Below are 24,479 nucleotides of genomic sequence, written 5' to 3'. Positions count from 1 at the left end.
ATTCCTATATACGTAAAGGAGGGCTATAAATGAAACTAATGGAACAACAACTACATGAGTTAGATGGTTTGCGTGTACATATTATTCCGACTGATAAATATAAAACGAATACCTTTGTATTTCGTTTTAAAGCGCCTTTAAATGAGGAGACGGTGACAGAGCGTGCCTTATTGCCATACGTATTGCAAAGTGCGACAGAAAAATTACCTTCTGTAATTCGTCTTCGTCAATATTTAGAAGAATTATACGGATCTTCTTTAGCGGTAGATGTAAGTAAAAAAGGGGAAGACCATATTATCTCTATTTATGTAGACATTGCAAATGAAGTTTACTTACATGATGCACCACCGTTATTTGAAAAAGCGCTTTCTATGTTGTCAGATATTGTGTTACATCCAGCAACGGAGGGCAACGGTTTCCTATCTTCTATCGTAGAAAGTGAAAAAAGAGCACTGTTACAGAGAATTGAAGCTACTTATGACGATAAAATGCGTTATGCAAACGAGCGTTTAATTGAAGAAATGTGCAAAGTAGAACCGTATCGTTTAAGTGCAAATGGAAAAAAAGAGAGTGCTATGTCTATTACAAATGAAAGTCTGTATCAATATTATCAAAAGGTGTTAGCGGAAGATGAAATGGATCTATATATTATTGGTGATATTTCAGAAAACGCCGTTGATCTTGTAAGTAAGTATTTTTCTATTTCAGCTCGTCCAGTGAGAGAAAGAAATGTACTCCTTCATAGACGAAATAATGAAGAAAAAGAAGTTGTTGAAAAACAAGAATTAAAACAAAGTAAATTACACATCGGTTATCGTACATTTGTCACATATAAAGATGAAGATTATTTTGCATTGCAATTGTTCAATGGATTGTTTGGTGGCTTTTCTCATTCTAAGTTATTCGTAAATGTGCGTGAAAAAAATAGTTTAGCGTACTATGCAGCATCGCGCTTTGAAAGTCATAAAGGTTTATTATTTGTTATGTCAGGAATTGAAGCGAAAAATTATGAAAAAGCAGTTGAGATTATTAAAGAACAAATGCTTGCGATGCAAAACGGAGAGTTTTCTGAAGAAGAAATACATCAAACAAAAAGTGTCATCCAAAATCAAATATTAGAGGCAATTGATACACCACGTGGCTTTGTAGAAATGCTATATCATGGCATTATTTCAGATCGTACACGTCCAGTTGAAGAATGGCTTACAGGTATAGAAAGTGTGACAAAAGAAGAAATTGTAAAAGTTGCTAAAAATATTGAACTAGATACAATTTACTTTTTACAAGGAACGGAGGGAGAGTAAGTGGAGAAAATTGTTTATGAGCAATTAAAAGAAACACTCTATTATGAAAAACTTCCTAATGGATTAGATGTATATGTTTTACCGAAACAAGGATTTAATAAAACATTTGCAACGTTTACGACGAAATATGGTTCTGTAGATAATACATTTGTACCATTAGGGAAAGAAGAAATGATTCGTGTGCCAGATGGGATTGCACATTTTCTTGAGCATAAATTATTTGAAAAAGAAGATCACGATGCTTTCCAATTGTTTAGTAAACAAGGAGCATCGGCAAATGCTTTTACATCCTTCACACGAACAGCTTACCTTTTTTCAGGTACTTCAAACGTAGAACAAAATTTAAATACATTGCTAAACTTCGTACAAGAGCCCTATTTCTCTGAAAAAACAGTTGAAAAAGAGAAGGGGATTATTGGGCAAGAAATTCAAATGTATCAAGATAACCCAGATTGGCGTTTGTACTTTGGTTTAATTGATAGCTTATTTGTAAAACACCCAATTAAAATTGATATTGCGGGGACAATCGAATCTATTAGTAAAATTACGAAAGATTTATTATATGAATGTTATGAAACATTTTATCATCCAAGCAATATGTTATTATTTGTTGTGGGTGCAATTGATCCAGAGAAAACAATGGATTTAGTACGTGAAAATCAAGCGAAAAAAGATTATAAAAACCAGCCAGAAATTGTGCGTTCATTTGAAGAAGAACCAAATGAGGTAAATGAAAAGAAAAAAATTATTTCAATGCCTGTGCAAACACCGAAATGTTTAGTTGGTATTAAAGCGACTAATTTAAAAGAAAAGGGGCAAGCGCTTTTAAAACAAGAAATTGCGCTTACGTTACTTTTAGATTATTTATTTGGAAAAAGTTCTGTTCATTACGAAGCTTTATATAATGAAGGACTTATTGATGATTCATTCTCGTATGACTATACAGAAGAAAATAACTTCGGTTTTGCAATGGTTGGTGGTGATACGAAACAACCTGATGAATTGGCAGATCGTTTAAAAGATATTTTATTAAAAACAGATTATGATCAATTAGATGCGACGGCATTAGAACGAGTGAAGAAAAAGAAAATTGGTGGTTTTTTACGCTCGTTAAATTCACCAGAATATATTGCAAATCAATTTACACGATACGCGTTTAATGAATCTAGCCTATTTGATGCATTGACTGTATTAGAAGGACTAACCGTTCAAGACTTACAAGAAGTAGCGGGATTATTGTTATCAGAAGAAAAAATGAGTGTTTGTCAGGTGTTACCGAAAAAATAAAATTTTAAAGATACCCTCATCTTATCATTGAAAAATTGTAAGATGAGGGTATTATTTAGTTGTGTGAAAATTGAAGTTGTAGAGATAAGAGAGGGAATTTATGAAAAAGTATGCGTTAGTAACTGGAGGGAGCGGAGGGATTGGCTCTGCTATTTCGAAACAATTAATTCAAGATGGATATACAGTTTATGTTCATTACAATAACAGTGAAGAAAAGGTATTGGAATTGCAGAAGGCACGGGGAGAAGTTATCCCTGTTCAAGCTAATTTAGCTTCTAGTGATGGAGCAGAACGATTGTGGGGACAAATTGAACATCCTATTGATGTTATTGTATACGCAGCGGGGAAGAGTATTTTTGGATTAGTAACAGATGTAACAAACGATGAATTAGATTATATGGTAGAACTTCAAGTGAAGAACGTATATAAATTACTTTCAATGGCACTTCCGCCTATGATTGAGAGAAGAAGTGGTAATATTGTAATTGTTTCATCTATATGGGGACAAATAGGGGCTTCTTGTGAAGTGCTTTATTCAATGGTAAAAGGGGCGCAAAATTCATATGTGAAAGCTTTAGCGAAAGAAGTTTCTTTAAGTGGATTACGTGTGAATGCAGTAGCACCAGGAGCAATTGAAACGGAAATGTTAAGTGTTTTTTCTGAAGAAGATAAAATGGGAATTGCTGAAGATATACCATTAGGTAGAATAGGATTACCAGAAGAAGTAGCGAAAACAGTTTCATTTCTCGTATCACCAGGAGCGTCTTACATAACTGGACAAATTATCGGAGTGAATGGCGGTTGGCACTGCTAAAAAATTCTTACATAAAAAATGAATAGTTGCACAAATTAAGGATGATTTTATTACTCAATAGTGAGGTGCTTAATTATGTCAGTATTAGATAATTTTGATCAGTGGAAGAGCTTTTTAGGAGAACGTTTAGAGCAAGCGCAAGACAAAGGTTTAGATGGCGGTGCGGTATCAGATATGGCATTTCGTGTTGGCGACTATCTTGCTAATGAAGTAGAAGGACGCAATGACCAAGAGAAATTATTAGCTGAGCTTTGGAAAGTTGCTGATGAACAGGAGCAACATACAATTGCAAATTTAATGGTTAAGTTCGTACAACATAAGTAAAAGTAGAGAGGAGATTCTCCTCTCTACTTTTTTTGTATAATAATTACACAGGATAGATTATACATTTAGCTTCCCTATTAGGGTGAAATCATATAATATAGTACGTAGGTGTAAAGTAAGCAAGGGGAGTGATCTTGGATGATTGAATGGTATTTTGAATATGAAATACATAAAAACCGACCTGGCTTGCTTGGTGACGTTTCTTCGTTAATCGGTATGCTCGGCATTAATATTGTCACAATTAATGGTGTAGATAATGCACGACGTGGGTTACTTCTTATGTGTGATAATCAAGAGCAAATCTCTAGACTTGAATCAATTTTAAATACGATGGATAACATAACGGTAACGAAATATCGTCCGCCCAAGCTAAGAGATAAGCTAGCGGTTAGGCATGGTAGGTATATACAACGAGATGCAGATGATAAGAAAACATTTCGATTTGTGCGTGATGAATTAGGCTTACTTGTAGACTTTATGGCAGAAATCATGAAAAAAGAAGGCCATAAACTAATTGGGATACGCGGAATGCCTCGTGTCGGAAAAACAGAATCCATTGTTGCTGCAAGTGTTTGTGCAAATAAAAGATGGTTATTTGTATCATCTACTCTTATTAAGCAAACTGTTCGCAGTCAATTAATTGAAGATGAGTATAGCGATGACAATATTTTCATCCTAGATGGAATTGTGTCAACGAAGCGTGCTAACGAAAGACATTGGCAGCTCGTTCGTGAAATTATGAGATTGCCTGCAACGAAAGTTGTGGAACATCCTGATGTATTTGTGAGTCAGTCAGAATACACATTGGATGATTTTGATTATATTATCGAGTTGCGTAACGATTATGATGAAGAAATTCAATATAATTTAGTAGATGAAATTGAGCAAGGTACGCAAAATAATTTCTCTATGTTTGACTTTTAAAGAAATATTGAGGTGTTAGTAGTGACGGAATTGGGACAAAAGCTGAAAGAAGCAAGAGAAGCGAAAGGCTTGACTATTGATCAGCTGCATGAGATTACAAAAATTCAAAAACGCCATTTAGTGGCAATTGAAGAAGGCAATTATGATGTATTGCCAGGAGCTTTTTATGCGCGTGCATTCATTAAACAATACGCAGATGCGGTTGGATTAAATGGAGAGGAACTGCTCGTAGAACATCAGAGTACGATACCACAATCTGAAAAGCGTGAAGTTCCACAAGTATCAACGGGACAAAAAACACAAGAAACAATGCAAAAATCTTCATCATGGCCAATTGCAGATCACATGCCGAAAATCTTAGTTGCGCTGTTAGTCATCGCAGTTGGAGTGGTAATCTGGTTTGTGTTTCAAGCGTTAACTGGAAAAGATGATGAAAAAGTTCCAAGCGCTCAAAGTGAGAAAATTGAAGTTCAAAAAGCGAAAGATTCTCCGTTAGATACGAAGAAAGATGAAGTGAAAGCGGAAGAGCCAAAAAAAGAGGAACCAAAGAAAGAAGAACCAAAGAAAGAGGAGCAACCAGCACAACCAACTGGACAGCAAGAAGTGAAAGTAGTTGGAACAACTGGAAAGGTATCTACTTTGGAAATTCATAATAATAAAACATTAGAACTGGAAATTTCAGCTAAGGGTACAAGTTATGTAGATGTTAAGGATGATGCGGGTAACGAAATTCTAAACACTACAGTACAAAGCGGTCAAACAGAGAAACGCGATGTATCAACATTAAAAGAAGTACGACTTAATATTGGAAGTGCACCGAATGTTGAAATTAAACTGAATGGCCAAGTGCTTGCTTTCCCGTTAGATCCACAAAAAGAATATCACCAAAGATTGGTGATTAAAAACCAAGGGATAGAGCAACCAGCACAATAACAGTCATCGCTTCGATGACTTTTTTTCGATGAACAAATGTTTTTGATATGATGGAGGAATAGCTGTGAATTTACCAAATAAAATTACAATATCTAGAATCTTCTTAATTCCAATTTTTATGGTAATTATGTTAGCGCCCTTTGATTGGGGTTCATACAAAGTTGGTGATGTTGATTTGCCAATTCAACATTTAGTCGGGGCACTTATCTTTATCATTGCTTCAGCTACAGATTGGATTGATGGACATTACGCAAGAAAGTATAATCTTGTAACGAATTTAGGGAAGTTTCTTGACCCGTTAGCTGATAAATTGCTTGTTTCGGCAGCACTTATTACATTGGTAGAGATGCAATATGTACCGGCTTGGATTGTTATTGTAATTATCAGTCGTGAGTTTGCGGTAACAGGTTTACGTCTTGTACTTGCTGGAACAGGGGAAGTAGTTGCAGCAAACCAGCTAGGGAAAATTAAGACGTGGACACAAATTATTGCAATTGCAGCATATTTATTACACGATGTACCTTTAAATTTAATCCATATTCCAGTTGCAGATATCTTCATATGGATTGCATTAATCTTTACTGTTATTTCAGGATGGGATTATTTCTGGAAAAATAGAGCTGCTTTTGTAAACTCAAAATAGAAGTTTATGGGGGAATTGGGATGAATGCTGAGATTATTGCGGTTGGAACTGAATTATTACTTGGACAAATTGCAAATACAAATGCCCAGTTTTTATCTGAAAAGTTAGCTTCAATCGGAATTAACGTGTACTATCATACTGTTGTTGGTGATAATAATAAGCGATTGCAAAAGGCGATTGAAGCTGCGGAAGAACGTGCTGATATACTTATTTTTACAGGTGGATTAGGACCGACAAAAGATGATTTAACGAAAGAAACGATAGCTGCTAGTTTAGATGAAGAGCTTGTGTATGATGAAAAGGCATTAGCCTTAATAAGTAATTACTTTAAGCGTACAGGCCGTGAATTTACGGAGAATAATAAAAAGCAAGCGCTCGTTTTAAATGGAGCAACAGTATTTGCAAATGACCACGGTATGGCGCCTGGTATGGGGGTAAATAAGAACGGAAAAGTTTATATTTTATTACCAGGGCCGCCAAAAGAAATGAAACCAATGTATGTAAGTTACGTAGAGCCTTTTTTACGTAATTTTACAACAGGAGAAAACATTTATTCTCGTGTGCTTCGTTTCTTCGGTATTGGGGAGTCCCAATTAGAGGTGAAAGTGCAAGATTTAATTGATGGACAAACAAACCCAACAATCGCCCCGTTAGCAAATGATGGAGAAGTGACATTACGTTTAACCGCTAAGCATCAAAATGTTAGCGAAGCGGAGAAATTAATTCAACATGTGGAAGATTTGATTTTAGAAAGAGTAGGAGAATTTTTCTACGGATATGACCAAGAATTTTTGCATTATAAGGCAATCGAGTTATTGAAGAGAAAAGGGTTAACTTTAGCGTGTGCAGAAAGTTTAACAGGTGGTCTTTTTGGAAATCAAGTAACTGAAAACGCTGGTGTTTCTTCTGTGTTTAAAGGCGGTGTCATTTGTTATCATAATGATGTGAAGCAACATGTTTTACGTGTGCCTGAAGAAGTGTTGCATACTGATGGTGCAGTTAGTAAAGAATGTGCTCGTTATCTTGCTGAAAATGTTAAGGATGTATTAAAAGCGGATATCGGAATTAGTTTCACTGGGGTAGCAGGGCCAGATGCTTCAGAACAGAAAGAACCAGGAACAGTATTTGTTGGGCTTTCGATTAAGGATGAACCAACTGTAGTCTTTCCTCTTAATTTAAGCGGAAGTCGTCAACAAATTAGAGAACGAACAGCAAAATATGGATTTTATCATTTATATAAAAAGCTAGAAGAGATATAAGTTTCTTCTAGTTTTTTTTACGGTTAAATTTAGATATTATTTGATAGAAAATAAAAAAATCGAATAAATGTTCGATTTTTGTTGGCAAATTGAATTGAAAATAGGTATAATAAGATTAGCAATTCAGTTAAGGAGGAATTTTGAATGAGTGATCGTCAAGCAGCGTTAGATATGGCGTTAAAACAAATAGAGAAGCAATTCGGTAAAGGTTCAATTATGAAATTAGGAGAACAAGCGGAGCGTAGAGTTTCTACGGTTTCTAGTGGTTCTTTAGCACTAGATGTGGCACTAGGAGTAGGCGGATATCCACGTGGCCGTATTATCGAAATTTACGGACCTGAAAGTTCAGGTAAAACGACAGTTTCATTACATGCAATTGCAGAAGTACAACGTCAAGGTGGACAAGCAGCATTCATTGATGCGGAGCACGCAATGGATCCTGTATATGCACAAAAATTAGGCGTTAACATAGATGAATTACTATTATCACAGCCTGATACAGGGGAGCAAGGATTGGAAATCGCGGAAGCACTTGTACGAAGTGGTGCGGTTGACATTATCGTAATTGACTCTGTAGCAGCTCTTGTACCGAAAGCAGAGATTGAAGGCGATATGGGTGACTCACACGTAGGTTTACAAGCACGTTTAATGTCACAAGCACTTCGTAAGCTTTCAGGAGCAATCAACAAATCAAAAACAATTGCAATCTTTATTAACCAAATTCGTGAAAAAGTTGGGGTTATGTTCGGAAATCAACTACAAGTTGCTTAATCGAAAAGATTAAGGAGTTTACCATGGGTTTCCCTTGCTAGTGATAGCATGTTAAAAAACCTTGTGAACCTTATTGCCTAAGGGTGTAACTATCCATATAGTTGCTAACGGTGAAGCCCACCATTATTTAGGGTAATACCGTGCCAAGCTCCATAGTGATATGGGGAAGGTGTAGAGACTACCGAAAAGGACTTTTAGTTAACTGAGTAGGGTACGGCAGATGATAGGCTACTGCTGGAAGTGCAAGGCTCTCTGTAAAGAGATGAAGAGATAGTCCAGACTATAGAGATGGAAAATCTATAGATAGTGCCAGAAACAACTCCAGGTGGTCGTGCGTTGAAATTCTATTCAACTGTCCGTCTTGAAGTGCGTCGTGCGGAGCAATTAAAGCAAGGTAACGACATCGTTGGTAATAAAACAAAAGTAAAAGTAGTGAAAAATAAAGTAGCACCACCATTCCGTGTTGCGGAAGTTGATATTATGTACGGAGAAGGTATTTCAAGAGAAGGTGAAATCTTGGATATGGCTTCTGAGCTTGATATCGTTCAAAAGAGCGGTGCTTGGTATTCTTATAATGAAGAACGCCTAGGACAAGGTCGTGAAAATTCGAAGCAGTTCTTAAAAGAAAATACAGATTTAAGAGAAGAAATTGCCTTCTTTATTCGTGAGCATCACGGAATTAGTGAAGATTCTGGTGCTGAGGGCGCAGAAGATTCAACTCTTCTTGATTAAAAAAATAAAAGACACGGTCTCGTGTCTTTTATTTTTTTATCTACTATTAAGGAGCATAATACTATAGATAAAAATATTTTTTGACTTCAAATGGGTTGTGTAAAGAAGGATATGTAAATATTTTAAGTAAAGAAATGGGAATTACTAAGGTTTTCCAGTATAATAGGCTCCTTACTTTTCAAATTTAGGTCACATTCAAGGCTGAAGGTAAAGAAAGTAAAAGTAGACAACGCTTGACAATGAAAATTACGATAGATACAATGAGAATGTATATTTTTTCTTATATACGATATACTCTTCTCAAGAAGAGAAGTAATATTCGGAGTAAGGTTTAAATCTTACCGAAATAATAATATGACATTTTAATTGTGAAATGAAGAAAGTCCCTTAAAAAAGCGGGACGACGGTCTTTGCTGTATGTTGTAATTCAATGTACATGCCGACAGTCTTTTTTCATTCATAGCAAGGGGAGGTGAAATCATGAGTAGTACAGTTTGGATACTCATCTCCATTTTGCTTGCAACAACAGTCGGTGCAGTTGTTGGCTTTTTTGTTCGAAAGTCTATTGCTGAAGCGAAGATTAATGGTGCGGCTAATGAAGCAAAACGTATTCTAGACGAAGCGAATCGTGAGGCTGAAGCACTTAAGAAAGAAGCGCTTTTAGAAGCAAAGGATGAAATTCATACACTTCGTACAGAAGCTGAATTAGAAATTCGTGACCGTAGAAGCGAATTACAAAAACAAGAAAATCGTTTAATGCAAAAAGAAGAGAACCTTGATCGTAAAGACGAAACGCTCGATAAACGCGAGCAACAGTTAGAGAAGAAAGAGGAATCTCTTGTAGCGAGACAACAACAGATTGAAGAGTTGGAAAGCAAAGTGGGAGAGTTAGTTCAAAAGCAACAAACAGAATTAGAGCGCATTTCCAATCTGACACGCGAACAAGCGAAAGCAATTATTCTTGGTAAAGTAGAAAATGAAGTTTCTCATGAAATCGCTGTTATGGTAAAAGAAAGTGAAGTTCGCGCGAAAGAAGAAGCGGATAAGAAAGCAAAAGAGATTTTATCTCTTGCAATGCAAAGATGTGCAGCTGATCATGTTGCTGAAACAACCGTTTCGGTTGTAAATCTTCCAAATGACGAAATGAAGGGACGTATTATCGGGCGTGAAGGTCGTAATATTCGTACGTTAGAAACGTTAACGGGTATTGACTTAATTATCGATGATACACCAGAGGCGGTAATCCTTTCTGGATTCGACCCAATTCGTCGTGAAACAGCTCGTATCGCTCTTGATAAACTAGTACAGGACGGACGTATTCACCCAGCGCGTATTGAAGAGATGGTCGAAAAATCAAGACGTGAAGTGGACGAGTATATTCGCGAAGTCGGAGAGCAAACAACGTTTGAAGTGGGTGTTCATGGATTACATCCAGATTTAATTAAAATTTTAGGTCGTTTAAAATACCGTACAAGTTATGGTCAAAACGTCTTAAAACACTCTATGGAAGTTGCATATTTAACTGGACTTATGGCGGCAGAGCTTGGCGAGGATGAAAAACTAGCAAGACGTGCAGGTCTATTACATGATATCGGAAAAGCGATTGACCATGAAGTAGAAGGAAGCCACGTTGAAATTGGTGTTGAACTTGCAACAAAATATAAAGAGCATCCTGTAGTTATAAACAGTATCGCATCTCACCATGGTGACACAGAACCAACTTCTATCATTGCAGTTTTAGTTGCAGCAGCAGATGCTTTATCAGCTGCAAGACCGGGAGCTCGTAGTGAAACACTTGAAAACTATATTCGTCGTCTTGAAAAGTTAGAAGAGATTTCAGAGTCTTATGAAGGCGTTGAAAAATCATTTGCAATTCAAGCAGGACGTGAAGTTCGTATTTTGGTAAAACCAGATACAATCGATGACTTAGAAGCTCATCGTTTAGCTCGTGATATCCGAAAACGTATTGAAAATGAACTGGATTACCCAGGACATATTAAAGTAACTGTTATTCGTGAAACACGTGCAGTGGAATACGCAAAATAAAGTGGTGAAACACCACTTTATTTTTTTGTGTTGGAATTGGATAAAATAAAGACAGTTAGTTATATAGCATAAAAGTGAAACAAACTTATAATAAAGATATTATAAGGAATTTACTTGATGCTATAGCAATAAAAAATGCAGTACATAGAAAGGGTAAGACATATGAGAATATTATTTGTTGGGGATGTAGTAGGATCTCCTGGTAGAGGTATGATTCAACAATACGTACCGGCATTAAAGAAAAAATATACACCTACAGTAACAATCATTAATGGAGAAAATGCAGCAGGTGGCCGTGGGATTACAGAAAAAATATATCGAAACTTTTTAGAGTGTGGGGCGCAGGCAGTTACACTTGGAAACCACGCTTGGGATAATCGTGAAGTATTTGAATTCATCGATGATGCAAAATATCTTGCAAGACCAGCTAACTTCCCAGAAGGAACTCCAGGAAAAGGACTTATCTTTGTGAACTGTAATGGAACAGAAGTTGCAGTTATTAATTTACAAGGACGTACTTTCCTTCCTCCAATTGATTGTCCATTCCGTAAAGTGGATGAATTAATTAATATTGCGAAAAAACGTACGAATATTATATTTGTTGATTTCCATGCGGAGACTACAAGTGAAAAACAAGCGCTAGGTTGGTATGTAGATGGACGTGCTACAGCAGTAGTAGGTACGCATACGCATGTCCCTACAGCGGATAACCGTATTTTACCAAGCGGAACGGCATACATTACAGATGTTGGGATGACAGGGCCGTATGACGGAATATTAGGTATGGACAGAGAAGCAGTATTGAAGAAGTTTTTAACAAACTTACCAGTACGATTTGAAGTAACAAATGGTAGAACGCAATTAAGTGCAGTGTTAATTGATGTGGATCCAAATACAGGAAAAGCAAAGAAAATTGAACGTATTTTAATTAATGACGATCAACCATTTTTTGAGTAAATTTTCGTTAAATTTTAGATAAGTTATTATATTTTAATTTTTTAGAAAAATTACGAAAATTTAGCAGGAATACGCGCCATTCCTCGTGAATATAAGTTAAAGTGAAATAATTGCTAATACTTTTTAAAGAAACGAGGAGGAAACGCGGAATGGAAATATTAAAAGTTAAAGCAACGTCGGTCCCTAATTCTGTAGCTGGTGCACTTGCAGGTGTTATTCGCGAACGCGGAACAGCAGAAATTCAAGCTATTGGTGCAGGTGCATTGAACCAAGCTGTAAAGGCAGTAGCAATCGCAAGAGGATTTGTAGCGCCTAGTGGTTTGGACCTGATTTGTATCCCAGCGTTTACAGATATTATGATTGATGGCGAAGAGCGTACAGCAATAAAATTAATTGTAGAACCTCGTTAAGTTTAAACAACCTGTTTGCAGTATGCAAACAGGTTGTTTTTATAATGGAGGAATGAAAATGAAAATTTTTGATGCTCATTGTGACGTGCTTCTTCAGTTATGGAATGCACAAGGGAAAAGGAATTTTAAAGATGATTCACAATTACATATTACATTTGAACAGTTAAAGAGAAGAAAAGGAAGTATACAATGTTTTGCTATATATGTACCAGAAACAGTGGCATATGAAAGCCGATTTGAAGTAGCATTACAAATGGTAGATATTTTTTATAATGAAATTTTATCCCTACAAGGTGTGAAGTTTATTCAGACAAAAGATGATATTAACATATTAAAACAGGACGAGATTGGAGCGATATTAACAATAGAAGGATGCGAAGCAATTGGAAAAGATGCAATGAAATTACGGTTGTTGTATCGCCTAGGAGTACGTTCTTTTGGACTGACATGGAATTATGCCAATCTCTTAGCTGATGGTGCGCTAGAGACACGTGGGGCGGGTTTAACGACTTTTGGTAAACATGTTGTACAAGAACTGAATGCATTACATGTATGGACTGATGTGTCTCATTTGAATGAAAGAAGTTTTTGGGATGTTATAGAGATTGCAAAAAATCCTATTGCTTCCCACTCAAATTGTATGAAACTTTGCGAGCACCCACGTAATTTAAACGATGAACAACTTAAAGCTCTTATAAAGCGAAATGGCATGATTGGTGTCACTTTTGTACCGCAGTTTCTAACAAATGAAAAACAAGCGAATGTAGCAGATATAGTAAGACATATCGAATATATTTGTTCATTAGGTGGAGAGCGCAATATAGGATTTGGTTCCGATTTTGATGGGATTTTAGAAACAGTTGTAAATGTATCAGCGTATCGAGATTATGAAAATGTAATGAATGAGCTTTGTAAACACTATGCTGCATCTACTGTAGAACGATTTTTATATGATAATTTTGTAGAACATATGAGTTTTTAAATTTCGATTTAAAATTCAGAAAAATCAAAATTAATTCATTTGATTTTATTGCTTTTTTTAAGACCTAATACTAGAATGAAAAACAAAATAGCTTTATACTAAAGATTCAGGGAAATCAGAAGAGGCATAATTTGCGTCCGTTGTAGTTTATTTGCATAAAAAATGCTAAACTATTACTGTAAAAAAATACACTACAATGAATGCAGCCAAAAGGGGTGTAGGAGATGATTAGTCAACTTTCATGGAAAGTTGGAGGCCAACAAGGTGAAGGAATTGAAAGTACAGGAGAAATTTTCTGTATTGCATTAAACCGATTAGGATATTACCTATACGGTTACCGCCACTTCTCATCACGTATAAAAGGCGGCCATACAAATAATAAAATTCGTGTAAGTACAACAGAAGTACGAGCGATCTCAGATGATTTAGATATTTTAATTGCTTTTGACCAAGAAACAATTGATTTTAATTTCCACGAACTACGTCCAGGTGGAATTGTAGTTGCGGATGCGAAATTTAATCCAACAATACCTGACAATACAGATGTAAATCTATATGTGATACCGTTTACAGATATTGCTTCAGAATTAGGCACATCATTAATGAAAAACATGGTTGCTGTTGGAGCATCAAGTGCAGTATTAGGATTAGATGAAACAGCTTATTTAGATGTTGTTGAAGAAATCTTTGGTCGTAAAGGAGAGCAAGTCGTTCAAAAGAATATGGACGCAATTAAACGCGGCTCTCAATATATGAAAGAATTACTAGGTGAGAAAGTAAACATGATGCAGCTTGAAAAAGCTGATGGTAAAAAACGCATGTTTATGATTGGAAACGATGCAATCGCATTTGGTGCGGTAGCTGGTGGTGCTCGTTTTATGTCAGCATACCCAATCACACCTGCATCAGAAATTATGGAATACTTAATTAAAAAATTACCGAAAGTCGGCGGAACAGTAATCCAAACTGAGGATGAAATCGCAGCTTGTACAATGGCAATCGGTGCAAACTATGCTGGTGTTCGTACATTAACGGCATCTGCTGGTCCTGGTCTTTCATTAATGATGGAAGCAATCGGTTTAGCAGGTATTACAGAAACCCCATTAGTAATTGTTGATACACAACGTGGCGGCCCAAGTACAGGATTACCAACGAAACAAGAACAGTCTGACTTAATGGCGATGATTTACGGTACGCATGGTGAAATTCCCAAAATCGTAATGGCGCCAAGTACAGTTGAAGAAGCTTTCTATGACATTGTAGAAGCATTTAACTTATCTGAAGAATATCAAGTTCCTGTTATTTTCTTAACAGATTTACAGCTTTCGTTAGGAAAACAAACAGTAGAACCACTTAAATTAGATAAAGTGGAAATTCGTCGTGGTAAGCTTGATTTAGAAGCAGAATTACCAGAACGTGAAAATAAAGCATACTTCAAGCGTTATGAAGTAACAGAAGACGGCGTTTCACCACGTGTTTTACCTGGTATGAAAAATGGTGTTCACCATGTTACAGGTGTAGAACATGATGAAACTGGAAAACCGTCGGAATCAGCAATAAACCGTAAAGATCAAATGGACAAACGTTTCCGTAAAATGGAGAACTTGAAGTTTAATACCCCTGTTTATAAAAATGTTAAGCATGAAGAAGCAGACGTATTGCTTGTTGGATTTAACTCAACTCGTGGTGCGATCGAAGAGGCAATGACGCGTTTAGAACAAGAGGGTATGAAAGTAAACCATGCTCATGTGCGTTTAATTCACCCGTTCCCAACAGCTGAAATCGATCCACTTGTGAAAAAGGCGAAGCGTGTTGTAGTAGTAGAAAACAATGCAACAGGTCAGCTTGCTAACATTATGAAAATGAATCTTGGTAATGGTGAGAAAATTTCTAGTCTTTTAAAATATGATGGAAACCCATTCTTGCCGAAAGAGATTTACAACGAATGCAAAAAAGGGGTTGTATTAAATGGCAACATTTAAGGACTTTCGTAACAGTGTAAAGCCAAACTGGTGCCCAGGTTGCGGAGACTTCTCAGTGCAAGCTGCAATTCAACGTGCGGCAGCTAACGTTGGCCTAAATCCAGATGAACTTGCTGTTATTTCTGGTATCGGCTGTTCAGGCCGTATTTCAGGTTATATTAATTCATATGGTGTGCATAGTATTCATGGTCGTGCCCTTCCAATTGCACAAGGTGTGAAAATGGCAAATCGTGATTTAACAGTTATCGCTTCAGGTGGTGACGGTGATGGATTTGCGATTGGTATGGGTCATACAATCCATTCTATTCGTCGTAATATCGACATTACGTACATCGTAATGGATAACCAAATTTACGGATTAACAAAAGGGCAAACTTCACCACGTAGTGAAGCTGGATTTAAAACGAAAAGCACACCACAAGGTTCAATTGAACCATCACTAAATGTAATGGAAATGGCTTTAACAGCTGGTGCGACATTTGTGGCGCAAAGCTTTTCGAGTGATTTAAAAGAATTAACACAAATTATTGAAGCAGGTATTAACCATAAAGGATTTTCATTAATTAACGTATTTAGCCCATGTGTTACTTACAATAAAGTAAATACTTACGATTGGTTTAAAGAGAACTTAACGAAACTAAGCATGGTAGAGGGATATGATCCATCTAATCGTATGATGGCTATGCAAACGTTAATGGAAAATAACGGTTTAGTAACAGGTTTAATTTATCAAAATACTAAGCAACCATCATATCAAGAACTTGTTAAAGGTTATAGTGAAGAGCCTTTAGTGAAATCTGATTTAAATATGGATCAGAAAATGTTTGATGAGCTTGTTGCTGAATTTATGTAATGTAAGAAGAGGAGGTTGCCGATTTGGCAACCTTTTTTTATGTACAAAAATATAGGGTAGCCTTATTTACTTGGAAAATTCAGAATGATAAAATAATATATAAATCGTTGTATGAAAATGGCAAGTTCATTGCTTATGAAATGTAAGATAATAAAGGGCCTCTTTATTGTTAAAATTGGCGAAACACGTCATACTATGGTAATGTTTATAGGGATAAAGCAATATGCTTTTGGGTAGGACAACAAGAAATGATAAAAAGGGAATGTCTATTTGCGTGGGGAAGACTTCATTCTTATGAATGATTAGATTGATTACTCAAGTTTCAAAGGGCAAGTTATCTCTCAAGCTATCTAACCATTTTTGAGGTGAGTCTAAGCGCATTAAAATGGACTATAGAGTGTGTATAGTTAAGGGTGAAAGGAGATTACCGATGAACGAGCAACAACGATTAGCAAGTCAACAAGCAAATTCCTCTACGAAAAAAGAAGAGAAAGATTATAGTAAATACTTTGAAAGTGTATATCAACCACCTTCCTTAAAGGATGCGAAAAAGCGTGGGAAAGAAGAAGTTAAAATTGAACGGGATTTTGGCTTACCTGAAGAGTTTCGCAATTTTGGTACAGGAAGAAAGTTCTATATTCGTACATATGGTTGTCAAATGAATGAGCATGATACGGAAGTAATGGCAGGTATTTTCACAGCACTTGGATATGAACCAACTTTTTCAACTGAGGATGCAGATGTAGTTTTATTAAACACTTGTGCAATTCGTGAAAATGCTGAAAATAAGGTGTTTGGTGAGCTAGGCCATTTAAAGTCACTCAAACGAAGAAATCCAGACCTTTTAATTGGTGTATGTGGTTGTATGTCTCAAGAGGAATCTGTTGTAAATAAAATTATGCAAAAAAATCAGCATGTAGATATGGTATTTGGAACGCATAATATTCATAGATTACCGTACATTCTAAAAGATGCGATGTTCTCGAAAGAGACGGTAGTTGAAGTATGGTCAAAAGAAGGTGACGTAATTGAAAACCTTCCGAAAGTACGTCGTGGTGATATTAAAGCTTGGGTAAATATTATGTATGGCTGTGATAAATTCTGTACGTATTGTATTGTACCGTATACACGCGGAAAAGAGCGAAGTAGACGTCCAGAAGATATTATCCAAGAGATTCGTCATTTAGCTGCAAATGGTTATAAAGAAATTACTTTACTTGGACAAAACGTAAATGCATATGGTAAAGACTTTGAAGATATAGAATACGGTCTTGGCGATTTAATGGACGAACTTCGTAAAGTTGATATTGCCCGTATTCGTTTTACAACGAGCCATCCACGTGATTTCGATGATCACTTAATTGAAGTGCTTGGAAAAGGTGGCAACCTAGTAGAACATATCCATTTACCAGTTCAATCTGGAAGTACAGATATGCTGAAAATTATGGCACGTAAATATTCGCGTGAGCATTATTTAGAACTTGTAAGAAAAATTAAAGAAGCAATTCCAGATGTAGTATTAACAACAGATATTATCGTTGGTTTTCCAAATGAAACAGATGAGCAATTTGAAGAAACGATGTCGTTATATCGTGAAGTAGGGTTTGATACTGCCTTTACATTCATTTATTCTCCTCGCGAAGGTACACCAGCTGCAAAAATGAAAGATAATGTACCGATGGAAGTAAAGAAAGAACGTCTTCAGCGTTTAAATACACTAGTAAATACGTTGGCAATTGAAAAGAATAGTCGTTACAAAGGTCAAATTGTAGAAGTGTTAGTTGATGGGGAAAGTAAAAATAATCCGGAAGTACTTGCAGGTTATACTCGTACGAATAAACTTGTAAACTTCGTCGCTTCAAAATCTTTAATTGGTCAGCTTGTGAAAGTGAAAATAACGGAAGCAAAAACTTGGTCTCTTAACGGGGAATTAGTTGAAGAGCCGATTGAGGTGAAATAATAGATGAAAGTATATTCGAAAGATGACATTGTTGAACAAGCGAAAGAATTAGCAAAAATGATTTCTGAAACAGAAGAAGTTGATTTTTTTAAGAAAGCAGAGGCGCAAATTCATAAAAATGAAAATGTAAAGCGCGCAATCGATGAAATTAAAGCACTGCAAAAACAAGCAGTAAACTTGCAACATTACGGGAAATGGGAAGCTTTAAAAAAGGTAGAAGCTGAAATTGATGCATTGCAAGATAAGTTAGACAGTATTCCAGTCGTACAACAATTTAAATCTTCACAAACATACGTAAATGACTTATTACAGTTAGTTGCTAGTACAATTTCTAACAACGTAACAGATGAAATATTAATTTCAACTGGTGGCGATGTACTAAAGGGTGAAACTGGCGCAGCGGTAGAAAGTAAAAAAGGAAATTGTGGTTGTTAAAGAGATGTCATATTGACATCTCTTTTTTTTTGGGGATTAAACGTAAGTTCTTCTCAAAAAAAGAATGACACATTCCGCTATTGTCACGCATATGATTAAGTGAATAGTGATTGAGGAGGGTTACGAATGTCCGAATTTAGAGAGATTATTACAAAAGCAGTGGTTGGAAAAGGACGTAAGTATACAAAGTCAACGCATACATGTGAATCGAATAATGAGCCAACAAGTATTTTAGGGTGCTGGGTAATTAACCACTCGTACGAAGCAAGAAAGAATGGAAAACATGTGGAAATTGAAGGTTTCTATGATGTGAACACTTGGTATTCATTTGATGGAAATACAAAGACTGAAGTTGTAACAGAACGTGTGAACTACACGGACGAAGTAAGTATTGGTTATCGTGATAAAAACTTTTCTGGTGACGATTTAGAAATTATTGCTCGTGTTATTCAGCCGCCAAATTGTTTAGAAGCACTTGTATCACCAAATGGTAATAAAATTGTTGTAACTGTAGAACGTGAATTTGTAACAGAAGTAGTTGGAGAAACGAAAATTTGTGTAAGTGTAAATCCTGAAGGCTGCGTAGAATCAGATGATGATTTCCAAATTGCTGATGATGAATTTGAAGAATTAGATCCGAACTTTATAGTTGATGCAGAAGAAGAGTAATAGAAAGCTAGGGAGAAGTTCTTCCTAGCTTTTTACTTTACATAAGTGGGGCTGAATGAACATGATTCTTTATGAAATATGTTATAATGAAGAAAGACTCCTGAAATAGGAGATAAGAGTGTCCGTGAAATGCGACATATATGAAAATAGATTATCATGTAAGAATTATGGAGGAAAAGTATGACTCAATATACGCCTATGATACAGCAATATTTAAAGGTTAAGGCAGATTATCAAGATGCCTTTTTATTTTTTCGCTTAGGCGATTTTTATGAAATGTTCTTTGAGGATGCTGTAAAAGCAGCTCATGAACTTGAAATTACATTAACGAGCCGAGATGGCGGTAGTAGTGAACGTATACCAATGTGCGGTGTACCGTATCATGCGGCTAAAAACTATATTGAACAACTTGTTGAAAAAGGATATAAAGTAGCTGTTTGTGAGCAAGTAGAAGATCCGAAAACAGCTAAAGGTGTAGTACGTCGTGAAGTAGTACAATTAATTACGCCAGGAACGATGATGGAAGGGCGTACAATTGATGAGAAAGAAAATAACTTCTTAGCCGCATTAACACATTTTGAAGATGGATCATATGCATTAGCTTGTAACGACTTAACGACTGGACAAAATACAGTAACGTTATTGACTGCTTCAGTAGAAGATATTTTATTAGAAGTGTATGCAACTGGTTCGAAAGAAATTGTTGTTGATTCTTCATTTTCTAAAGATGAACTAAACAAGTTAACTGAAACATTGAAAATGACGATTTCGTATGAAGATGCAACGGCAATTCCGGAAGGATTAGAACATCTTGTGAAAAATGTTTCACAAGCAAAATTAATTAAAGCAGTTGGACGTTTATTTAACTATGTAATAAGAACGCAAAAACGTTCTTTAGATCATTTGCAACCAGTAGAAATTTATTATACGAATCAATTTATGAAAATTGATGTACATTCAAAGCGAAATTTAGAACTGACAGAAACACTTCGAACGAAAGAAAAAACAGGATCACTATTATGGTTATTGGACAAGACGAAAACAGCTATGGGTGGTCGTATGTTAAAACAGTGGATGGAACGTCCACTTATACAGAAAGAAAGAATTGAAGAGCGTTTAGAAATGGTTGAAACGTTTGTAAATGATTACTTCTTACGTGAAGATTTAAAAGAAAAGTTAAAAGAAGTATATGATTTAGAACGCTTAGCAGGAAAAGTTGCATTTGGTAACGTAAATGCAAGAGACTTATTACAATTAAGACGTTCATTGCTTCAAGTACCAGCTATTTTAGAAGCAATTAGTTTGTTAGATAACGCTTATGCATCGAGATTAATTCAAGGTGCAGATCCATGTGAAAGCTTAACAGAATTACTAGGAAGAAGTATTCAAGAAAACCCACCGCTTTCGATTAAAGATGGAGATATTATTAAAGATGGTTATAATGACAAGCTTGATCAATATCGTTACGTTAGTAAAAACGGGAAAACGTGGATTGCTGAGCTTGAAAAAAGAGAACGTGATATTACCGGAATTAAATCATTAAAAATCGGATACAACCGTATTTTCGGTTACTACATTGAAGTAACGAAAGCGAATCTTGCAGCACTTCCAGAAGGTCGCTATGAGCGTAAACAGACGCTTGCTAATGCTGAACGTTTCATTACAGATGAACTGAAAGAAAAAGAAACGTTAATCTTAGAAGCTGAAGAAAAAATTGTACAGCTAGAATACGATTTATTTACAGCACTTCGTGAAGAAGTAAAAGTATTTATTCCGAAATTACAACATTTAGCGAAAGTAATTAGTGAATTAGACGTACTGCAAAGTTTTGCGACAGTTAGTGAAGAAGAACAGTTTGTAAAACCTGTACTGACAACGAAGCGCGAAATCTTTATTAAAGATGGTCGTCATCCTGTTGTTGAAAAAGTATTGAACGGGAAATTGTATGTACCGAATGATTGTATTATGCCAGAGAATATGGATGTCTTTTTAATTACAGGGCCGAACATGTCTGGTAAAAGTACGTATATGAGACAATTAGCACTTGTAACGGTTATGTCGCAAATCGGTTGTTTCGTACCAGCAACAGAAGCAGTATTACCTGTATTTGACCAAATCTTTACGAGAATTGGTGCAGCGGATGATTTAATTTCAGGTCAAAGTACATTTATGGTCGAAATGTTAGAAGCGAAAAATGCAATTGCAAACGCATCAGAAAGAAGTTTAATTTTATTCGATGAAATTGGACGCGGTACATCTACGTATGATGGTATGGCACTTGCACAAGCGATTATTGAACATATTCATGACCAAATTGGTGCAAAAACGTTATTCTCTACGCATTATCACGAATTGACGGTGTTAGAAGAGAGTTTAGATCAACTGAAAAATGTACACGTTTCAGCAATTGAAGAGAATGGAAAAGTAGTATTCCTTCATAAAATTCAAGATGGAGCAGCTGATAAAAGTTACGGAATTCACGTTGCGCAACTTGCGGAGCTTCCAGATAGCCTAATCGCTCGTGCGAAAGAAGTGTTAGCACAGCTAGAAGGACAGGAAGAAATTATTATTCCAAAACGAGTAGAAGTGAAAGTACAAGAAGCTGCTCCAGAACCTGTAGTTGTAAAAGAAGAAATAGCAGAAATACAGGAAACGAAAGTAGAGACTGAAGAAGAATCGCAACTATCTTTCTTTGGAGGAGAACAGTCTTCGAAGAAACAAGAAAAGCCTCTGCTAGATCAAAAAGAAACAGCAGTACTGGCGCAAATTAAAAAAATCGATTTACTTGATATGACACCTTTAGAAGCGATGAACGAATTGTATCGCTTACAGAAAAAGTTAAAGAAAGGATGAGTAAGTAGATGGGGAAAATTCGCAAACTCGATGACCAACTCTCTAACTTAATTGCGGCAGGGGAAGTAGTAGAGCGCCCTGCTTCAGTCGTAAAAGAACTTGTGGAAAATTCTATCGATGCGAATAGTACATCTATTGAAATCCACTTAGAAGAAGCTGGGTTATCGAAAATTCGTATCATTGATAATGGTGATGGTATTGCAGAAGAAGACTGTATCGTCGCTTTTGAACGCCATGCAACGAGTAAAATTAAAGATGAAAACGATCTGTTTCGCATAAGAACACTCGGTTTCCGCGGTGAGGCATTGCCGAGTATTGCCTCTGTTAGTGAATTAGAATTAATTACTAGCACAGGTGATGCGCCTGGTACACACCTTATTATTAAAGGTGGAGACATTATAAAGCAAGAGAAGACTGCGAGCCGAAAAGGAACAGATATTACAGTACAAAACTTATTCTTTAATACACCAGCACGTCTTAAATATATGAAAACCATTCATACAGAGCTCGGAAATATTACAGATATCGTGTATCGTATTGCAATGTCACATCCAGAAATATCGTTAAAACTATTTCATAATGAAAAGAAATTGCTTCATACGTCAGGTAACGGTGATGTAAGACAAGTACTTGCATCGATTTACAGTATTCAAGTTGCGAAGAAGCTTGTTCCAATTGAAGCTGAATCTTTAGACTTTACAATTAAAGGTTATGTAACATTACCAGAAGTAACGAGAGCATCTCGTAATTATATGTCAACGATTGTAAATGGTCGTTACGTTCGAAACTTTGTATTAATGAAAGCAATTCAGCAAGGATACCATACATTACTGCCAGTTGGCCGGTATCCAATTGGTTTCTTATCGATTGAAATGGATCCAATGCTAGTTGACGTTAACGTACATCCAGCGAAATTAGAAGTTCGTTTTAGTAAAGAACAAGAATTGCTAAAGCTGATCGAAGAAACATTGCAAGCTGCATTTAAAAAAATACAGCTTATTCCAGATGCAGGTGTAACAACGAAGAAAAAAGAAAAAGACGAAAGTGTGCAAGAACAGTTCCAGTTTGAGCATGCGAAGCCGAAAGAACCATCTATGCCGGACATCGTTTTACCGACTGGCATGGATGCAAAACAAGAAGAACCGCAGGCTGTGAAACAGCCTGCGCAGCTTTGGCAACCACCGAAGCAAGAATGGCAACCACCACAGTCGCTCGTGAGAGAAGAACAAAGTTGGCAACCATCCACTAAACCGATAATCGAAGAGCCAATTCAAGAAGAGAAATCGTGGGACAGTAATGAAGAGGACTTTGAACTAGAGGAATTAGAAGAAGAAGTTCGGGAAATAAAAGAGATTGAGATGAACGGGAATGACTTACCACCGCTTTATCCAATTGGACAAATGCATGGAACATATATTTTCGCTCAAAATGATAAAGGATTATATATGATTGACCAGCATGCCGCGCAGGAACGTATTAATTATGAATACTTCCGTGATAAAGTAGGAAGAGTAGCGCAAGAAGTACAAGAGTTACTTGTACCGTACCGTATTGATCTATCTCTTACTGAATTTTTACGTGTCGAAGAGCAGTTAGAAGAACTAAAAAAAGTCGGGCTATTTTTAGAACAATTCGGCCATCAATCCTTTATCGTCCGCTCGCATCCAACATGGTTCCCGAAAGGACAAGAAACAGAAATTATCGATGAAATGATGGAGCAAGTTGTTAAACTAAAAAAAGTTGATATTAAAAAGTTACGTGAAGAAGCAGCCATCATGATGAGCTGTAAAGCGTCCATTAAAGCGAATCAATATTTAACGAACGATCAAATATTTGCCTTACTGGAAGAATTACGTACAACAACAAATCCGTACACATGCCCGCACGGAAGACCAATTCTTGTGCATCATTCTACTTATGAGTTGGAGAAGATGTTTAAGAGGGTTATGTAGAGTGAATAGATTACATTTCAAAAGGGAGTAACATTTACTGTTGCTCCCTTTTAATATGTAGATTTAATTGTTAAACGAGAATATGGTGGAGTAATTTTGTATTGTATTTCTTGGTTGCGTTAACTTAAATTTATCTATGTATAAAAAAGCGCTGTATACAGCACTTTTTAAAAGGTGCATGAATTGTATCATTACTAACTAAATAACTATGCATGGCCAAATGTTGCTTCTTATTTAGCTAATTGTCATAAGGATCTATACAATTACTTATTTTTATTATTATTAATTTTTTCAGTGTATAGAACTTGCTCTTTATAGTGCTTCTTAATTGGGAAGTTATGTGTACCTGTGCCGTTTTTGAATTTTTTGTCAATGGGGTTCTTTAGAGG

The 24,479-nt window shown here is 36.1% G+C and carries 19 protein-coding genes and 2 pseudogenes; all 21 read left to right on the top strand.

Annotation, left to right across the window (positions count from 1 at the left end):
* The first annotated feature begins 29 nt into the window (after positions 1-29).
* Positions 30-1,304, top strand: a complete 1,275-nt coding sequence (gene yfmF, locus ACQGS6_RS05610; protein WP_074625716.1) for an EF-P 5-aminopentanol modification-associated protein YfmF — start codon at positions 30-32, stop codon at positions 1,302-1,304.
* Positions 1,305-2,591 carry an EF-P 5-aminopentanol modification-associated protein YfmH gene (gene yfmH, locus ACQGS6_RS05605; protein WP_000411984.1) on the top strand — a complete coding sequence of 429 codons (1,287 nt, stop codon included), beginning with the start codon at positions 1,305-1,307 and terminating at the stop codon, positions 2,589-2,591. It abuts the gene before it with no gap.
* A 100-nt stretch (positions 2,592-2,691) separates the two neighbouring features.
* Complete coding sequence (gene ymfI, locus ACQGS6_RS05600) at positions 2,692-3,405, top strand: elongation factor P 5-aminopentanone reductase (RefSeq protein ID WP_074625713.1); 714 nt, start codon at positions 2,692-2,694, stop codon at positions 3,403-3,405.
* Positions 3,406-3,480: 75 nt separating this feature from the next.
* Complete coding sequence (locus ACQGS6_RS05595) at positions 3,481-3,729, top strand: DUF3243 domain-containing protein (protein WP_000114450.1); 249 nt, start codon at positions 3,481-3,483, stop codon at positions 3,727-3,729.
* Between the two features lie 138 nt (positions 3,730-3,867).
* Complete coding sequence (locus ACQGS6_RS05590; RefSeq protein WP_000574107.1) at positions 3,868-4,653, top strand: DUF3388 domain-containing protein; 786 nt, start codon at positions 3,868-3,870, stop codon at positions 4,651-4,653.
* A 21-nt stretch (positions 4,654-4,674) separates the two neighbouring features.
* Positions 4,675-5,586, top strand: a complete 912-nt coding sequence (locus ACQGS6_RS05585; RefSeq protein ID WP_000137476.1) for a helix-turn-helix domain-containing protein — start codon at positions 4,675-4,677, stop codon at positions 5,584-5,586.
* A gap of 64 nt (positions 5,587-5,650) precedes the next feature.
* Positions 5,651-6,229 carry a CDP-diacylglycerol--glycerol-3-phosphate 3-phosphatidyltransferase gene (gene pgsA / locus ACQGS6_RS05580; RefSeq protein WP_001052970.1) on the top strand — a complete coding sequence of 193 codons (579 nt, stop codon included), beginning with the start codon at positions 5,651-5,653 and terminating at the stop codon, positions 6,227-6,229.
* A 20-nt stretch (positions 6,230-6,249) separates the two neighbouring features.
* Positions 6,250-7,488 carry a competence/damage-inducible protein CinA gene (cinA, locus tag ACQGS6_RS05575; RefSeq protein WP_000990688.1) on the top strand — a complete coding sequence of 413 codons (1,239 nt, stop codon included), beginning with the start codon at positions 6,250-6,252 and terminating at the stop codon, positions 7,486-7,488.
* A 144-nt stretch (positions 7,489-7,632) separates the two neighbouring features.
* Positions 7,633-8,241: pseudogene (recA, locus tag ACQGS6_RS05570) on the top strand (recombinase RecA); the annotation flags it as partial.
* 327 nt (positions 8,242-8,568) lie between these two features.
* Positions 8,569-8,991 (top strand): annotated as a pseudogene (locus ACQGS6_RS05565) (recombinase RecA); the annotation flags it as partial.
* 480 nt (positions 8,992-9,471) lie between these two features.
* Positions 9,472-11,037, top strand: coding sequence for a ribonuclease Y (gene rny / locus ACQGS6_RS05560; RefSeq protein WP_000099770.1), 1,566 nt, complete (start codon positions 9,472-9,474; stop codon positions 11,035-11,037).
* A gap of 162 nt (positions 11,038-11,199) precedes the next feature.
* Positions 11,200-11,994, top strand: coding sequence for a TIGR00282 family metallophosphoesterase (locus tag ACQGS6_RS05555; protein WP_001221095.1), 795 nt, complete (start codon positions 11,200-11,202; stop codon positions 11,992-11,994).
* A gap of 149 nt (positions 11,995-12,143) precedes the next feature.
* A complete protein-coding gene (spoVS, locus tag ACQGS6_RS05550) occupies positions 12,144-12,404 on the top strand; it encodes a stage V sporulation protein SpoVS (RefSeq protein ID WP_000404341.1) in 261 nt (86 codons plus the stop codon).
* A 58-nt stretch (positions 12,405-12,462) separates the two neighbouring features.
* Positions 12,463-13,386 carry a dipeptidase gene (locus ACQGS6_RS05545; RefSeq protein WP_074625711.1) on the top strand — a complete coding sequence of 308 codons (924 nt, stop codon included), beginning with the start codon at positions 12,463-12,465 and terminating at the stop codon, positions 13,384-13,386.
* A 224-nt stretch (positions 13,387-13,610) separates the two neighbouring features.
* Positions 13,611-15,368 carry a 2-oxoacid:acceptor oxidoreductase subunit alpha gene (locus tag ACQGS6_RS05540; RefSeq protein WP_000625417.1) on the top strand — a complete coding sequence of 586 codons (1,758 nt, stop codon included), beginning with the start codon at positions 13,611-13,613 and terminating at the stop codon, positions 15,366-15,368.
* Positions 15,355-16,221: a 2-oxoacid:ferredoxin oxidoreductase subunit beta gene (locus ACQGS6_RS05535; protein WP_074625708.1), complete on the top strand. Its 867-nt coding sequence runs from the start codon at positions 15,355-15,357 to the stop codon at positions 16,219-16,221. The genes ACQGS6_RS05540 and ACQGS6_RS05535 overlap by 14 nt, the downstream gene beginning before the upstream one ends.
* A 430-nt stretch (positions 16,222-16,651) precedes the next feature.
* On the top strand, positions 16,652-18,181 hold the full coding sequence (gene miaB, locus ACQGS6_RS05530; RefSeq protein ID WP_001005388.1) for a tRNA (N6-isopentenyl adenosine(37)-C2)-methylthiotransferase MiaB: 1,530 nt from the start codon (positions 16,652-16,654) through the stop codon (positions 18,179-18,181).
* Between the two features lie 3 nt (positions 18,182-18,184).
* The gene (locus tag ACQGS6_RS05525; RefSeq protein ID WP_000870461.1) at positions 18,185-18,616 is read left to right on the top strand and encodes a RicAFT regulatory complex protein RicA family protein; all 432 of its coding nucleotides are present in this window, start codon (positions 18,185-18,187) and stop codon (positions 18,614-18,616) included.
* Positions 18,617-18,742: 126 nt separating this feature from the next.
* On the top strand, positions 18,743-19,285 hold the full coding sequence (cotE, locus tag ACQGS6_RS05520; RefSeq protein ID WP_001288799.1) for an outer spore coat protein CotE: 543 nt from the start codon (positions 18,743-18,745) through the stop codon (positions 19,283-19,285).
* Between the two features lie 180 nt (positions 19,286-19,465).
* Positions 19,466-22,138 (top strand): DNA mismatch repair protein MutS, encoded by a 2,673-nt coding sequence (mutS, locus tag ACQGS6_RS05515; RefSeq protein ID WP_074625706.1) that lies wholly within the window; start codon positions 19,466-19,468, stop codon positions 22,136-22,138.
* Between the two features lie 8 nt (positions 22,139-22,146).
* Positions 22,147-24,090, top strand: a complete 1,944-nt coding sequence (gene mutL / locus ACQGS6_RS05510) for a DNA mismatch repair endonuclease MutL (protein ID WP_426964951.1) — start codon at positions 22,147-22,149, stop codon at positions 24,088-24,090.
* Positions 24,091-24,479: the final 389 nt, after the last annotated feature.

Origin of the sequence: Bacillus sp. GMs2/2, assembly GCF_050172095.1 — a bacterium.
Lineage (GTDB): Bacteria > Bacillota > Bacilli > Bacillales > Bacillaceae_G > Bacillus_A > Bacillus_A cereus.
The sequence above is the reverse complement of the archived record's forward strand: the minus strand, read 5'-3'. Positions and strand labels throughout refer to the sequence as shown.

Excerpts from the sequence above, each read along its gene's own strand:
- yfmF (WP_074625716.1), top strand. The coding sequence starts at position 30 with ATGAAACTAATGGAACAACAACTACATGAGTTAGATGGTTTGCGTGTA.
- ymfI (WP_074625713.1), top strand. The coding sequence starts at position 2,692 with ATGAAAAAGTATGCGTTAGTAACTGGAGGGAGCGGAGGGATTGGCTCT.
- ACQGS6_RS05595 (WP_000114450.1), top strand. The coding sequence starts at position 3,481 with ATGTCAGTATTAGATAATTTTGATCAGTGGAAGAGCTTTTTAGGAGAA.
- ACQGS6_RS05590 (WP_000574107.1), top strand. The coding sequence starts at position 3,868 with ATGATTGAATGGTATTTTGAATATGAAATACATAAAAACCGACCTGGC.
- cinA (WP_000990688.1), top strand. The coding sequence starts at position 6,250 with ATGAATGCTGAGATTATTGCGGTTGGAACTGAATTATTACTTGGACAA.
- rny (WP_000099770.1), top strand. The coding sequence starts at position 9,472 with ATGAGTAGTACAGTTTGGATACTCATCTCCATTTTGCTTGCAACAACA.
- ACQGS6_RS05555 (WP_001221095.1), top strand. The coding sequence starts at position 11,200 with ATGAGAATATTATTTGTTGGGGATGTAGTAGGATCTCCTGGTAGAGGT.
- spoVS (WP_000404341.1), top strand. The coding sequence starts at position 12,144 with ATGGAAATATTAAAAGTTAAAGCAACGTCGGTCCCTAATTCTGTAGCT.
- ACQGS6_RS05545 (WP_074625711.1), top strand. The coding sequence starts at position 12,463 with ATGAAAATTTTTGATGCTCATTGTGACGTGCTTCTTCAGTTATGGAAT.
- ACQGS6_RS05540 (WP_000625417.1), top strand. The coding sequence starts at position 13,611 with ATGATTAGTCAACTTTCATGGAAAGTTGGAGGCCAACAAGGTGAAGGA.
- ACQGS6_RS05535 (WP_074625708.1), top strand. The coding sequence starts at position 15,355 with ATGGCAACATTTAAGGACTTTCGTAACAGTGTAAAGCCAAACTGGTGC.
- miaB (WP_001005388.1), top strand. The coding sequence starts at position 16,652 with ATGAACGAGCAACAACGATTAGCAAGTCAACAAGCAAATTCCTCTACG.
- ACQGS6_RS05525 (WP_000870461.1), top strand. The coding sequence starts at position 18,185 with ATGAAAGTATATTCGAAAGATGACATTGTTGAACAAGCGAAAGAATTA.
- cotE (WP_001288799.1), top strand. The coding sequence starts at position 18,743 with ATGTCCGAATTTAGAGAGATTATTACAAAAGCAGTGGTTGGAAAAGGA.
- mutS (WP_074625706.1), top strand. The coding sequence starts at position 19,466 with ATGACTCAATATACGCCTATGATACAGCAATATTTAAAGGTTAAGGCA.
- mutL (WP_426964951.1), top strand. The coding sequence starts at position 22,147 with ATGGGGAAAATTCGCAAACTCGATGACCAACTCTCTAACTTAATTGCG.